A 14,571-nucleotide genomic window follows, 5' to 3' on the forward strand; every position below is an offset into this window, starting at 1 on the left:
CTAATTATCAAACTCAATCCATGAACTCTTTCAATTCCAAGCGGCTTCCGATCAGTAAATTGTTCGGCAAATTACGCAGTTTGATCGCCCTGGCTCCCCCTTCCAATAGTCCTCACAGATCGTGGGACAGGGCATCGTCGAGAGAAATCCAACTCGAGTTTGATTTTGAACACAGAAAACGCGTTTGTGAAACGAGGAATGCCGTTTCAGTGGTCGCCTTCAAGAACTGAAGGGGGGGGATTGGCTGGCCGCGTGTAGCGGCGAACGCCAAATTATTGTGAATCAAGGGTGAGTATGTGGCGAAATCGAGAGAAATTTGGTATAGACAAAACCAAGTAGAATTGCTTGTATCATTGTTTTAATTCCCGACCCAATCTCTCCCGTCATGCTGATCAACAACTCTCGCCCCATCCCCATCAGTGCTCTCCTGATGGTGATTACCCTCACGACCGGCTGTTTGTTGCCGCAACGTTCCAACGCTCAATTTGGTGTTTCACCGTCACAAACCAGCAACTTTTTCAATGACCTTCGGTCCCGCACCGGTCAGATGAAAAAGACAACTCAGTCGTCCGCACGCAGTGGAGACGTGGTCTACGACTACGAAAAAGGGGCATACGTCAGCCAGGAAGATCAGGAGGGGTATCAAAGTCTGCAGCAATTGCTGCGTTCTGACCGTCAGATTTCACAGCCTTCGGTGCGCAGCGGCAGTTCCGCGTTCGCCGCTCGTGCTGTGGGTGATTACACCACCTACTCCGGCCAGTATTCTCAGTCACTGAGCTATTTTGCTCCCACCTACACCTCAGATCCCTTCCTTACGGGCAAGCGCAATCTGAAGGTTGGTCCTGTGAACATTGGTTTTGGCCTTTACCAGGGGTTTGAATACAACAGCAACATTCGCCGCACCGCCGTTCCGGTGTCAGACATCATCAGCAGCACGCTGTTCAACATCAGCGCCAACTACCGCGTTTCACAAAACAATGTCCTGAGTTTCACCGGCGGTCTCGGTGTGGATCACTATTTCAATCATCCAGAACTGGCAGCTTATGGAAACGGCAATTACCTGATCAACGTCTTGCCAGGCACGACGCTTGCTTTTGATATCAAGGCCGGCCCTGTGAATTTCACCATTTATGACCGCATGTCCATGCGTCCTGCGCTGAACAATGCCTTTGTCGGTGCTGCGAATAATTCGAGCTTCGGTGTCTTCCAGAACGATTTTGGTGTCGCCGCCAACTGGCAGATCAATTCGGCCTGGGCTCTTGCTGTCAACTACACAAACACCATCTCCGAGGCATTGGGCAGCAACAACAAGCAGTTCAGCCGTACGATGAATACGCTCCATGCCTCCCTCACATACAGCCCGACGGCGACTTGGATTTTGGGCACGGAAGGCGGGGTTTCGTTCCTAAACTACGTGAATCCTACTTTGAACGACGGCGTTCTCTTCAACTGGGGCGCGTTTGTCAGTGTGCCTCTGGGCAAATCAACCATTATCAAACTGGCTGGCGGTCTGCAGGCCTTCAATTTCGACTCGCCAACGGTTTTCGCCCCGAATGGTCCAGGAGACAGTTCCGACCTGAACAGCTATTACTACAACTTCAGCATTACCAACCAGCTCAATGCTCGCTTCAGTCACACCCTGACCATTGGGCATGAGTCCTCGATCAACTTGGCATCGAACTTCATCACCGCCGACTTCATCAATTATGGTGTCTCGATGGTTGCCTGGAAGGGTGGTCGCTTCTCAATTTCAGGTTACTACGAAAATGCGAAGCCTTCGTTTACCAACACTGCCTTCGCAGGCACTGGTTACAAACTGACTCAATTTGGTGTGGATTTTTACTACACCCACCAGCTTACTTCCAAGCTGCGGGCTGGAACCGGCTATCACTTCGGACGTGCCGACTACATAGGTGTGGCTGGAAGAGATGCTGACCAGAGCGGGTTCTCCTTTGACTTGAACTACAACCTGACCGCCAAGGCTGGGCTTAATCTGGGCTATCGCTATTTCGTTACCAATTATAAGCAATCCAACGCGGATTCCACGCAGACACGCGTGATTTTGGGCATCAATTACAATTTCTAACGAAACGGATCGTAACTGGTCTATGACTTTTGATCTCAGCCAGGCCGTGATCGGCATTGGCGCACGAGGGATTCAAAATTCATTCACTATCATCATGAAAAAGATATCACTGTCGCTGCTTCTGCTTGCCTTTGCTCTCCCGGCTTTGAAAGCTCAAGATCCTGGCTTTCGCATCCCTGAGTCCTCAAGGTCATCGCGCCAGGCCCCGGTTTCCACTGGCGGTGCGGCCAACGCAGGTGCGGCAGTCTTGAACTCGATGGACGTATTGGACAACAATCGTCCCATCTCGGTAGGGGATACCATCAGTATCCGCATTTTGGAAGACCGTCGTGATGCGCTGCAGCAGGTGGTTGCAGTGACCGGAGAGGTCCAGGCCCCTTACGTAGGTTTGGTGAATGCCCGGGGAAAAACCTGCCGTGATCTGGCTTTCACCATCAAGCGGGAGCTGGAAAAGAATTTTTTCCAAAATGCCACCGTGGTGATCGCGATCGACAAGCTGAACGAAAAAACTCAGATGGAGGAGCGGGAGGTGGACTTGGAGTTCTACGTCATGTTCGGCATCGTGGCCAGACAGGGAAAATACGATCTGCCGGCCAATGAAGACATTTCCATCAGCCAGGCCATTCTTCGCGCAGGTGGCTTTGCCCAGTTCGCCAACAAGGAAAAAGTGAAAATCATCCGCAAAACTCCACAAGGAAACAAAACCATTTTGGTCAATGTGGACGGGATCATGCGGCAGGGCGACCTTGAGCGTGACGTGTTCATTCGCAAGGATGACGTCATCATCGTCGAAGAAAAGACTGTTAATTTCTAAAATACCCGGGTTTCTCACAGGTATTTCGGAATCAAATGAGGTGAAATTTGATTTAAAATCGAACAGAGGCGCGGCCAAATAAATCCAATGGCTTAAGTTGTGTTTTTGAGCGATTCTGCCTGCCCAAAAAATGACGGGAGACAGCAGCAGCCTTTGGCAGCCCGACAGAACAAATTTGGATTTTTGAAATCATGGAACAAAACCTCACCCTCCCAGGCCCGGCGCAATCCAGCACGCTGAGTCGTATTCACGAGGCATCCGCCAAATTCCAGCGTTACAAGATCCTGCTGCGCCGCCGCTGGTGGTTCCTGCTCCTGACGGCCAGCATTGGTGTTTGTGTTCAGGCCTTGCGCATTACCGGGCGCCCTCAGGAGTTTCGCTCCTTGGCTAAACTCGTGGCCGGCGGTCAGCTGGCGTTCAACGACAACGTGACCTGGCGTGAACAGCAGGCGGACTTCTACGGCACGATCATCGAAACGATTGAGAGCGCCGAAATGAAACGACGCGCGCTGGATCGCGTCAGAGCTTTGAACCCGGATGTGAAGGATTCAGACGTTGAAATCCGCGTGGCGCAGACCAAGGGCTCGGCCATTTTCAACATCCTTGCGACCGGCTCCGAGCCTAAATACACGAAGATCTTTTTGGACGCCCTTCTGGACGAGTTCATCGCATTTCGTCAGAGCATCCGCGAGCAGGCTCAGGGCAAGGTGCTCCAGCAGTTCCTCACCGAGGTGGTGAACAAGCAGAAGCTCATGGAGGACAGCCTTGAGCGTCTCACCAAATTCAAGGCTGCCAACAACATCCTCACGATCACCAATGGCAACAATCTTGCCGCACAGTACCTTGGAAACTTGGAAGCGCAGCGGATAGCACAACGCACGACACTTGACGATTTGAAGCTCGCTATCGCCAACGTCAATGCCGCCATGGAGGCGCGTGAACGCATGCTGAGCGGAGCCGCGGCAACGCCTGGTGCTCCAGGTTCCAAAGGTGCCGAAGCCACCCAGCCATCAGGCGCAATCAAGGCAACTGAGACCTCGCCCGGGCGCAATGGCATGACCATGGCGGAGCAGGATTACCTGCGAACCAAATCGAAAATCACTGAACTCAAGACCAAGCTGGACTCTCTTCTGATCCAGTTCAAACAGCAGCACCCGATGGTGCAGGATGTTACCGAAGAACTGGCGGCGCAGAAGGCGCTGCTGGCTTCCTATGCAGAGCAGATTCAGCAGGAGATGGTGACTCAGATGGCGGATATTCAGCGTCGAGTGCAGGTCTTGGACGCTCAGATTCTAGAGAAGCAGAAAGAGGCCCTCGATCTCGGCGGTAAAATCGCAGAGCACGACAAGCTGGAGAAAGCCGCCGAGTCGGCCAAGTTGACTTACGACAAGCTTTTTGAAAAAGTGGAGAGCATTCAGAGCGTCTTCAATTCACAGGCAGATTTTGTGGCCATTCAAGAGCGTGCCATCCCTGCCTATGAAAATGTGGAGGACTGGGTGATGCCGATCGTTATTGGTCTCATTGGCGGCATGGGGATTGGCATTGTGATCCTGCTGTTGTTCGACCGTCTGGACGACCGAATGAATTCCTACAGTGAGTTCCAGACCCTGTTCCCCGGTGAAGCGGTTCTTGGGCAGGTGCCGGAACAGAGAAATCGCGGTGATGTGGCCCTGCTGCGTCCAAATGACGACCGCCATCTCTACGCCGAGGCCTTCCGCAATATTCGTTCCTCCATTCTCTTCAAAAACTGGCAGGGCAAGCCGCCAAAGACCATTCTCATCACCAGCGCCGTTCCCAACGAAGGCAAGACCACCGTCACCTCCAACCTGGCCGTCACCATGGCCTTGGCCGGAGCACGTGTGCTGCTGGCGGACTGCGACTTGCGCCGTGGTGGTGTGAGCGAGCTTTTCAAACTTCCTTCCACCCCAGGCTTGAGCGAAGCCCTGCGTGGCAAACTGCACTGGCGTGATGCCGTTCAGGAAACCAGCACACGAAACCTGGACCTGCTCGCCCGCGGTGACGTGTTTGATCAGACCTCGGAAATGCTACTTTCCAAAACAGCTGAAGAGATGCTGCGCGAGATGGGTGAGGAGTACGATTACGTCATCTTCGACAGTGCTCCTGTCCTTGTGGCGGATGACACCGCCAGCTTCGCGCCGAAACTTGATTCGGTGCTCTTTGTGGTGCGCATGTCCTCCACCATGGCCCGTCTCTCAGGCAAGGCTCTGGATCTGCTCTATGAACGCCAGGTCAACATCGGCGGCGTCATTCTCAACCGCTCCAGCTCGAACCTGAAAGAGTACACCTACTACAACTACGCCAGCTACTACTACGCGCCCACCAAGACCAATCCTCAGCAGGCTGCTGAACCTGCCGCCGCGAAGTCCTGATTTAAATGGCAGCGCGAGCTCGGGCTGGCGCTCATCATTCTCCAAGCCGCTGATGGTGCGGGGCTCCTGCCTCAGTCCACAGGCATGATTGTCAGGCATCTTTGGTGCAGTTCCCTTGCGAAAGCAGTTCGGTGGCCTGTTCCAGAAGTGATGCCGCCGCAGGAGAGAGCTCGCTGCCCTTCTGCCAGACGGCGGCGATCTGGCGCTGCATTTTGGGTTCCCGGATGGCTACGGTAAAGATGGTCGCGGGCAGGTTTCCAGCCGCCAGCCGTGGGACGATGGCCAGTCCCAGCCCTGCGGCGACGAGCGCACGCACGGTTCCCAGTTCTCCGCTCTCACAGACGATGTGGGGTTCAAAACCGGCCTTGCGGCAGGACTCCAACGCGGTGTCGCGGGCGCGGCCTTTGTAAAAGATGAAGGATTCAGCGGACAACTGCCGCAGCAGCACGGTTTTCTGACCGGCAAGCGCATGCCCTTTGCCAACCAGGAGCACGAAAGGCTCGGTAAGGAGAGTTTGTGACTTGAAAGCCGCCTTGCTCGCCGGGAGCTGGAGAAAGCCGATGTCCGCCCGGCCGGATTCCACGCAGTCGGCCACTCGCTCAGAACTGTCCTCGATCAAATGCAGGGCCACCTGATCATGTTGCTGGCTGAAGGTTTGAATCACCTCCGGCAGCAGGCAGGCGCTGACACTGGGAATGGCGGCGATGGTCAGCTTGCCGCCCCGCAGCAGGGCCACATCGGAGACGATCGCCTTGGCAGCTTCGGCCTGCGTGAGGAGACCTTCGGCACGCGGCAGGAAAGCTTTGCCGGCGGCGGTGAGCTGCACTTCTTTGCGGCCGCGGTTGAAAAGGGGCGTGCCCAGCTCCGCCTCGAGATTTTTCATCTGCTGGCTCAGCGCCGGCTGCGCCATGTGGAGTCGACCGGCCGCCCGGGTGAAACTGCGCTGGCGGGCGATTTCGATGAAGTAGCCGAGTTGGTAGAGTTCCATGACTCGTCATTGATATTTCTGATCCAGGGTATCGTAAAATCATCTTTTTCTTATGAGCAGGCGCTGCCATGATCTTTCCCATGCGCCGACTTTGCGTCCACACCATCACCACCAAACCGCTGAGCCTTGAAGAATGCCTCGTGCAGTTCCCGCAGCGCGGCGTCAGCGGCATCACCATCTGGCGGCAGGCCCTGGAAGGGCGTGATCTGGGTTCTGTGGCGCGTCAGACGCAGGACGCAGGGCTGGAAGTCGTGAGCCTGTGCCGAGGTGGTTTTTTTCCAGCCGCGACCACGGCCGGCAGACAAGCGGCCATTGATGACAATTTGAAGGCCATCGAACAGGCGCACGCCATTGGCGCTCCACTCATCGTCTTGGTCTGCGGTGCCGTGCCCGGGCAGTCGCTGGTGGAGTCGCGCAAGCAGATCGCCGAAGGCATCGCTGCGGTGCTGCCGGCAGCTGAGCAGGCGGGCGTGAAGCTGGCCATCGAACCCCTGCACCCCATGTATGCGGATGATCGCAGCGCCGTGAACACCATGCGCCAGGCCCACGAGATTTGCGATGTGCTGGGCTCGCCGAAATCGGTCGGAATCGCGCTGGATGTGTACCATGTCTGGTGGGATCCCGAGCTGAAGTCGCAGATTGATCTCGCAGGTCAGACCGGCCGCCTGCAGGCCTTTCACATCTGTGACTGGAGGACTCCGACCATTGATCTCTTGAATGATCGCGGCCTCATGGGCGAAGGCTGCATCAACATCAAAGAAATCAGCGGCTGGGTGGATGCCACCGGCTTCACGGGTTATCGCGAGGTGGAGATCTTTTCGAACCGCCTTTGGGCCATGGACCAGCAGGTGTTTCTTGAAAAAATCAGCCAGAGCTATGCGGCGCTTTATCCAGACGCCACGAGCAAATAACAAACTTTAAACCTTAAACTTGGAACTCAGTAACAATGGAAACCAAACGAATCGGCATCATCATGAACGGCGTCACGGGACGCATGGGTACCAACCAGCACCTGATTCGCTCGATCAAGGCCATCCGCGATCAAGGCGGACTCAAGGTGAGCGATGATCTCACGCTGATGCCCGACCCGATTCTCACGGGGCGGAATCATGACAAGCTCAAGGCCCTGGCAGAGCGCACGGGGGTGACGCGCTACACCACAGACATCGATGCGGCGCTGGCCAACAAGGAGGACGAGATCTTCTTTGATGCCTCCGGCACTTTGCAGCGTGCAGGTTTTGTGGAAAAGGCGGTGCAGGCAGGCAAGGCGATCTACTGCGAGAAACCGACCGCCGTGGAAACGAGCGAGGCGTTACGTTTGGCCAAGCTCTGCGAAGATGCCGGTGTGAAAAACGGCGTCGTGCAGGACAAGCTCTGGCTCAGCGGCATCCGCAAGTTCCGCACATTACGGGATCAGGGTTACTTTGGCCGCATCCTCAGCGTGCGCGGCGAGTTTGGCTACTGGGTCTTCACCGGCGAGGAAGGGGACCAGCCCGCGCAGCGTCCTTCCTGGAATTACCGCAAGGAAGACGGCGGCGGCATCATTGTCGACATGCTCTGCCACTGGCGCTACGTGGTGGACAATCTCTTTGGCAAAGTGAAAGCCGTGAGCTGCTTAGGCGCCACGCATCTGCCGAAGCGCATCGACGAGCGCGGCAAGCCCTATGCCTGCACCAGCGATGACGCATGCTACGCCACCTTTGAGTGCGAAGGCGGAGTCATCTGCCAGTTCAACAGCTCCTGGACGGTGCGCGTGCGGCGCGATGACCTGCTCACCATGCAGGTGGACGGCACGCACGGCAGCGCCATTGTGGGACTTCGCAAATGCTGGGTGCAGAGCATCGGCACCACGCCACGGCCCACGTGGAATCCAGACATCGACCAGCCGATCGATTTCTTCGGCGGCTGGCAGGAAGTGCCGGATACGACGACCTATGACAACGCCTTCAAGATCCAGTGGGAGGAGTTCCTCAAGCACGTGGTGCTGGACACACCATTCCCTTGGACCCTGCGTGAAGGTGCCAAGGGCGTTCAACTCGCTGAGCTCGGCCTGCAAAGCTGGGAGCAGCGCAAGTGGCTGCCGGTTGGCGAGCTTTGAGGAGGCATTCTAAAGAATATTGAGGCGGGAGACGCTACGGCGTTGCGCAACTCCGGTGCGTGGGTGAAGGTTCCCGTACCGAATGTTGCGCGCCATAGGTCGTTACTCACTCTCCATTGTTCATGAACTGGGCGACTTTGCTCTCTTTACAGGGCAGTCTTTTCGTTCCGCAGTGGGTGCGCGGCGGCTTGGCAGGCGCATTGTGCGCGCCGGTTTTGAGCAGGGCGTGCGCTGCCTGCCGGTGATCCTCATCGTGGGTATGTTCACCGGCTTGGTGCTCGGGTTGCAGGGGTATTACGTCCTGAACCGCTTCGGCTCTGAAAGTTTGCTGGGCACCCTCGTCTCCCTCAGTCTGATACGTGAACTGGGCCCCGCCCTGGCGGCGCTGATGCTGGTAGGGCAGGCAGGGTCCGCCCTGGCGGCAGAGCTGGGCATTCAGCGCAACACAGAGCAGATCGCCGCTCTCGAAACAATGGGCGTGAGCAGCCATGCTTACCTCGTCACCCCGAGATTGCTCGCCGCGCTGGTCGTCTATCCCATGCAGACGGCCCTGTTTGTCACGGTGGGTTTGTGGGGCGGCAGCCTTTCAGGTTCACTGCTGCTGGGTCTGGAGCCCGGCGTTTATTGGTCTTCCGTGGAGCACGCGGTCAAAGCCCAGGATGTGCGGGAGTGCATCATCAAGGCGGTCACCTTTGGCCTGCTGACGATTTCATTGTGCGCCTACCATGGCTTTAACGCGCACCGTTGCAGTTCCGCCACCGGCGCGCGTGCCGTCAGTGCCTCGACCACCCGTGCCGTGGTGCAGTCCAGCATCATTGTGCTGGCCGCAGATTACATCATCACCTCCTTCCTCGTCTGATCATGGGTGCTGATTCCAATCCAATGCTGCTGCGCATCGAGGGCTTGAACAAGTGCTTTGGAGAGAACGTCGTGCTGGATGGCGCCAGCCTCAATGTGCCGCGTGGCAGTCTCGTGACCGTTCTGGGTCGCAGTGGCGCTGGCAAATCGGTGCTCTTGAAATGCCTGGCCGATGTCATTCGTCCGGATTCAGGCAGCATTCACTTTGACGGCAGACTGCTCAGCATCGGCGATGCGGCCGCACGCGCCGATTTCCGCCGCCGCTGCAGTTTCCTTTTTCAAAGCAATGCCTTGTTCGACTCCCTGACCGCCCTGGAAAACGTGGCCCTGCCGCTGGAGCAGACCACGGATCTTTCTGACAAGGAAATTCGCGAACGCAGTCTCGAAGCGCTGCGGCAGATTGAACTCGAAGCGCATCAGGACCGCTATCCCAGCCAGCTTTCCGGCGGCATGCAGAAACGCTTGGCCCTGGCACGCGCCATCGTCACGCGGCCGGAACTCGTTCTGTTTGACGAACCCACCGCCGGACTGGACCCGCTGCGGCGGAATGCCGTGTTTGCCATGATCGCGAAATATCAACGCCAGTTTGGCTTCACCGCACTGGTGGTCACGCATGACCTGACCGAAGCGCTGATCGCCAGCGACCGCGTGGCCCTCCTTGACAAAGGGCGCATGTGCTTTGAAGGCACCGCTGCTGAATTTTCGGCCTCCACCGTCGCCATGGTGGAGGATTTCCGCGACAGCGCGGAAGCACTTGGCCGTACACTTGCTGCTATACGTCGTGGCGAAGCCCTGCAATCTGAAGACTCATGAAACAATCCAAGCTGGAACTTTACGTTGGTCTCTTCGTCCTCCTGGGGATCGCCGCCATCGTCTACCTGACGGTGAAGCTCGGCTCAAAATCGATGCTCGGTGGAGACACCTATGTCATGGAGGCACGCTTCACCAATGCAGGGGGGCTCAATGCTGGCAGCAGTGTGCTGGTGGCGGGCGTCCCCGTGGGACGGGTGGAAGGCATCCGTGTGGATGGCACCGACTACACTGCCATGGTGACCCTTCGCGTGGAGGCCGGTCTGAAACTGCCCACCGACACGATGGCTTCCATCAAAACCACCGGACTCATCGGAGACAAATACGTGGCGCTTGCACCTGGTGCGGATGAAACTTATCTTTCCGCTGGTTCTCGGATCACGATGACTGAGTCCTCGGTCGATCTGGAGTCGTTAATTGGCAAAATGGCTTTTGGCAGTGTTGAAAAAGGCAAAGACTCCCCCCCCCCCGCCCCATGACTCTACGTTTTCTGTTCCCGCTTCTCTTGGCCGCCGCTCCACTGGCCGTGTCCGCTCAGCTCGCCGAAGCCCAGACCCGCCTGAAAACCGCCGTGACTGAGGTGCTGGCCGTGGCCGACCGCACCGGAAATCGCAATGCTCTGCCGGAGAAACTGCGCCCCGTGTTGCAAAAGTACGTCAGCTTTGAAACCATGACCAAGCGTGCCGTGGGGCCGGGCTGGAGACAGTTCACACCCGCGCAACAGCAGCAGGCCTCCAAGCTCTTTTCCACGCTCATCATCCGCAGCTACAGCAGCAAGTTCACACCGGGAGAGCATCCGGACATCACTTACCACGCGGCCACAGAGCCGGCATCAGGACGTGTGGATGTGCCCACGAGCATGGTCTACAAAGGCAGCCATTATAACGTGATTTATCGCATGGAGCAGATGCTCATCACCGATGTGGTGATCGAAGGCGTGAGCCTCATCGCCAACTACCGCAGCCAGTTGGATGCGCAATTTAAAAAAGGTGGCGCAAATGCCGTCATCAGCTCTCTTACGCAGTCTGTCTCCCGCCCTCAATGAAATACCACGTATTCACACTCCGTCTGTTGTTGCTGGCAGCCACTCCGCTGCTGACTGATTGCAGCACCCCAGCGTCTAAGACCGCTGCGAAACCCACCACAGAAGCCGCCGTCAAGGGCAAGGCCAAGGCCGCAGACAAACCCGCGAAGGACGATGACGGAGAAGTGGATGAATACGCCACGGCGTCTGACATCTCCGACCCGCTTGAAAAGCTCAATCGCGGCACATTCTGGGTGAACGATCAGCTCTACACCTTCCTCTTCCGTCCGATCTCAAAGGGCTATGAACTCATCCTGCCAAGGCCGGTGCGCAAGGGCATCGACAACGCCTTTGAGAATGTGAAATACCCGGTGCGGTTCGTGAACTGCACGCTCCAGGGCAAGTTCAAACGTGCCGGGCAGGAGACTGGCAAATTCGTCGTCAACACCGTGGGTGGTGTCGTCGGCATCTTCCGTCCTGCGGAAAATATCCCGGCTCTTGCCAATGTGCCGGATGAAGACACGGCTCAGACTTTGGGCAAGTGGGGCATTCCAAACGGCCCTTACCTGGTGCTGCCACTGCTGGGACCCAGCAGCGTGCGTGACACGGTGGGCCTCGCCGGAGACTATGCCCTCAATCCGGTCAACTGGCCCTACCTCTATTGGTTCGGCAGCCGCTCAAAGCATGACTGGGTCATCGTTCCCCCTCTGTCCAACACGCTGCGCTCCATACCTGGCCAGTTGGACAGGTATGACACGATCACAAAGGATGCCGTGGATCCCTATCTCTCCGCGCGCAGCGCCTACACCCAGAGTCGTACTGAAGCCATCAGGAATTGAGCGGCCTGCTCGGAGCTCGTGCTAAAGGTGAGGGATCGTCCCGATCCCTCACGCGTCCGCAACGCCCAGCGCTCCCGCAGGTTGATGATTCTCCTGCGTCGGCAGATCTATCTTCAGCAACCTAGGGCCGATGTCGCTCGATGATCGGGGGCCTCACCTCCACGAGCAGCAAGCCCCACCTTTCACACCCCGGCATTGGAGACTTCCTGCGCGCAGGTAGGGCGGTTGGTCCTCCAACCGCTGCCGAGTAATTCCACGTGCTCTATTCGTAAAACGCTGCACGCAGACCGCCTTGGATACACCTCTGAAAAAGCCTCTGCCACGTCCGCCTGATTCCACTCACCTCGCAGGCAGCGCCCGGGGAATGTTTTCCAGCCCAGGTGAGCCAAACTGCATCGCTTCATCATAGACCTTGCTGCGACCGCTTTCGATGTTGTTAGGCGTGTCGAGCGGATCATCCGAGCGCACAATGCGGGGCTGGATGAAAATAAGCAGCTCTTCGCGGGTCGTTTGATTCTGCGTGGTGCCAAAGAGATTGCCCAGAATGGGAATGCGTCGAAGTCCGATGACTCCGTTTTTACCTTTGGTGACTCGCTCGGTGATCAGCCCGCCAAGAACGACCGTGGCGCCGTTTTTCACCGCCACTTCCGTGAGCAGCTTCTGCGTGCCGATGGTGGGCACCGTGTTGCCGCCGATGGACTGCGAGCCAACGATGTTGTCATTAACCTGCGCAATTTTCAGGGTCACTTCGTCATCCGAGTTGATCAGGGGAATCACCTCCAGCTTGAGCAGCACATCCCGATAGGTCACGCTCACGCTGTTGCTCGCAACACCGCCGGTGAAGGCGCCGTTGGTCAGGATGTTGGCCGGCACCGCGATGCTCTGGCCTGAGGAGATCACAGACTTGGCGGCGTTCTTGGCGTAGATGCTTGGCGTGGCCAGCACCTTGAAGTTGTTGTTGCTGTCGATGACCTTGATGTAGTTGCTCAGCGCGCCGATCTGGCCGTAGAAATTCAGCTGCCCGAATTTCGCAGGAAACTGGATGATGTTGGACGCGGTCGTTGTGGTGGAGCTTCCCGATGTGGACGAACCATGCGCCCCGTTGCGGTTCACGCTGAAATCCGACAGCAGCTGCAGGAAATCGACCCCGTAATTGAAGTTCTTGCCCAGGCTCAACTGGCCGATGATGGCGGAAATGTAGATCTGCTGGGGGCGGATATCCATCTCCTCCAGCAGCTGATCAATGCGCGCGATGTGCTCGGGTGAGCCTGAAACAATGAGGCTGTTGGATTGAGGATCGCCAATGAGCAGCGTTTTCCCGACCACCATGGACTCAGGAGCACCCACGTCTTCCGGATTGTCGAGCAGGCTGCGGTTCGAATTTGAATTCGAACTGCCGGAGGAGTTGCCGAAGCTGCCGCCGAAGCCGGCGTTGACACCATAGGCGGAGTTGTTGCTGCTGCCGAAGCCATTGGAGTTGTTCCGGTTGCTGTCGTCCGAGGAGGAGTCGGAGGTGGCGCCGGATTTGCGGCGCGGGCTTCCTCCGCCACCCGGAGAGCCTGCGATGGCGCCGTCATTGTTGCCTTGAATGTCGGTGTCTTTGGCCAGCGCATTGTAGGCCACGGTGAGAAAGTCCAGCACATCGAGGTACTTCAGGCGGCGCTTCAGGAAATTGGAGCCGTCGCTCTGCTTGTCGAGTTTCTCGACCAGCCCCTTGATGTAGGTGATGTCCACCGGGCGGCCAATGACCAGCAGTTCATTCGTGCGGCGGTACGGGAAAACTTTGACGCGTGCAGCGGCGGGATTCGTCGCGGTGGTGCTGGCGTTTCCTGCAGGGCTGGCTGGTACGGGGGTGACTCCGGGACGTGCTGCCGCATTCGGCATGGCGGCCGTTGCGTTAGTTGTGGAGCTCTTCGCCTTTTCCTCCTGCTCAAAGATCTCATTGATGATCTCAGCCACCAGCTCCACGTCGGAGCGCTCCAGCTTGATCATTTCATTGGAGGTCTCCGTCGGCGGGACGTCGATGATCTGGGCGATCTCGCAGATGCTGCGGATGGTCGTGCTGTTTTCCGTGATGATGAGGGCGGTGTCATTGGAAACACCGGTCATGGCTCCGTAACCGTGAAGTTTGATCACCTGCTGAAAAGCCTTGGAGGCTTCATCCGCCGAGACGAACTGCAGGGGCAGCACATAGTGGCAGATCTCCTCGTTCAGCGGCAGGTCGCGCAGGGAATTGTACACCTTCAATCCATCGGCGGTGGGGCTTTTGCCTCCGGCCTGGTTGATCAGTTTCGCGGTGGTCGCATCCACATTGATGATGGCGTAGCCATTGAGCAGCAGGGTGGCTTCAATGAAGGCGATGGCGTCCTTCTTGGTGAGCATCTGCGGGGAAATGATGCGGAGCATCTCTCCCTGAAGGGCGGAGTCGAGGATGAGCTTTTTGCCCGTGAGCTGGGTGTAGAAGGGAATGATCGCCTGGATAGGCGCGCTGGGAAAGTTGACCTTGATGCTGGCACCCTCACCCACCGGGACGTAAGTTCCAGCCGCTGGCAGCGGCGCAGCAGGGGCCTGGGCCTTCGTGGCTTGGCGCATGCCGAGAATCAAAAGCACCATCAACACGGCGAAGCGCAGGCGTGTCGGGAGCTGGGAAGGGAATTGCGACAT

At 57.3% G+C, this 14,571-nt stretch carries 12 protein-coding genes; 10 read left to right on the forward strand and 2 right to left on the reverse strand.

Annotated features, from left to right (window positions below):
- Positions 1 to 385: 385 nt before the first annotated feature.
- The 3 genes from AC3RLQ_RS31515 (at position 386) to AC3RLQ_RS31525 (ending at position 5,290) form a co-directional block, all read left to right on the forward strand.
- Positions 386 to 2,086, forward strand: a complete 1,701-nt coding sequence (locus tag AC3RLQ_RS31515; RefSeq protein WP_493033136.1) for an outer membrane beta-barrel protein — start codon at positions 386 to 388, stop codon at positions 2,084 to 2,086.
- 22 nt (positions 2,087 to 2,108) lie between these two features.
- Positions 2,109 to 2,900, forward strand: a complete 792-nt coding sequence (locus AC3RLQ_RS31520; protein ID WP_493033138.1) for a polysaccharide biosynthesis/export family protein — start codon at positions 2,109 to 2,111, stop codon at positions 2,898 to 2,900.
- 191 nt (positions 2,901 to 3,091) lie between these two features.
- Positions 3,092 to 5,290, forward strand: coding sequence for a polysaccharide biosynthesis tyrosine autokinase (locus tag AC3RLQ_RS31525; protein WP_493033140.1), 2,199 nt, complete (start codon positions 3,092 to 3,094; stop codon positions 5,288 to 5,290).
- A gap of 91 nt (positions 5,291 to 5,381) precedes the next feature.
- Here AC3RLQ_RS31525 and AC3RLQ_RS31530 read toward each other — a convergent pair whose 3' ends face one another.
- Positions 5,382 to 6,278, reverse strand: coding sequence for a LysR family transcriptional regulator (locus AC3RLQ_RS31530; protein WP_493033142.1), 897 nt, complete (start codon positions 6,276 to 6,278; stop codon positions 5,382 to 5,384).
- Between the two features lie 68 nt (positions 6,279 to 6,346).
- Here AC3RLQ_RS31530 and AC3RLQ_RS31535 point away from each other — a divergent pair, with 68 nt between their 5' ends.
- The 7 genes from AC3RLQ_RS31535 (at position 6,347) to AC3RLQ_RS31565 (ending at position 11,907) form a co-directional block, all read left to right on the forward strand.
- Positions 6,347 to 7,189: a sugar phosphate isomerase/epimerase family protein gene (locus tag AC3RLQ_RS31535; RefSeq protein WP_493033144.1), complete on the forward strand. Its 843-nt coding sequence runs from the start codon at positions 6,347 to 6,349 to the stop codon at positions 7,187 to 7,189.
- Between the two features lie 35 nt (positions 7,190 to 7,224).
- Positions 7,225 to 8,376: a Gfo/Idh/MocA family protein gene (locus tag AC3RLQ_RS31540; protein WP_493033146.1), complete on the forward strand. Its 1,152-nt coding sequence runs from the start codon at positions 7,225 to 7,227 to the stop codon at positions 8,374 to 8,376.
- 82 nt (positions 8,377 to 8,458) lie between these two features.
- Positions 8,459 to 9,235, forward strand: coding sequence for an MlaE family ABC transporter permease (locus tag AC3RLQ_RS31545; protein ID WP_493033148.1), 777 nt, complete (start codon positions 8,459 to 8,461; stop codon positions 9,233 to 9,235).
- 2 nt (positions 9,236 to 9,237) lie between these two features.
- Positions 9,238 to 10,047, forward strand: coding sequence for an ABC transporter ATP-binding protein (locus tag AC3RLQ_RS31550; RefSeq protein WP_493033150.1), 810 nt, complete (start codon positions 9,238 to 9,240; stop codon positions 10,045 to 10,047).
- Positions 10,044 to 10,523 (forward strand): outer membrane lipid asymmetry maintenance protein MlaD, encoded by a 480-nt coding sequence (gene mlaD, locus AC3RLQ_RS31555; RefSeq protein ID WP_487682090.1) that lies wholly within the window; start codon positions 10,044 to 10,046, stop codon positions 10,521 to 10,523. The genes AC3RLQ_RS31550 and mlaD overlap by 4 nt, the downstream gene beginning before the upstream one ends.
- A complete protein-coding gene (locus AC3RLQ_RS31560) occupies positions 10,520 to 11,089 on the forward strand; it encodes an MlaC/ttg2D family ABC transporter substrate-binding protein (RefSeq protein WP_493033153.1) in 570 nt (189 codons plus the stop codon). Before mlaD ends, AC3RLQ_RS31560 begins: the two co-directional genes overlap by 4 nt.
- Positions 11,086 to 11,907, forward strand: a complete 822-nt coding sequence (locus AC3RLQ_RS31565; protein ID WP_493033155.1) for an MlaA family lipoprotein — start codon at positions 11,086 to 11,088, stop codon at positions 11,905 to 11,907. The genes AC3RLQ_RS31560 and AC3RLQ_RS31565 overlap by 4 nt, the downstream gene beginning before the upstream one ends.
- Positions 11,908 to 12,246: 339 nt before the next feature.
- On the opposite strand, the gene AC3RLQ_RS31570 is transcribed toward AC3RLQ_RS31565, so the two are convergent.
- A complete protein-coding gene (locus AC3RLQ_RS31570; RefSeq protein WP_493033157.1) occupies positions 12,247 to 14,571 on the reverse strand; it encodes a secretin GspD/PilQ domain-containing protein in 2,325 nt (774 codons plus the stop codon).

The sequence above is a fragment of the Prosthecobacter sp. GW821-HT29F12 genome (assembly GCF_058803405.1).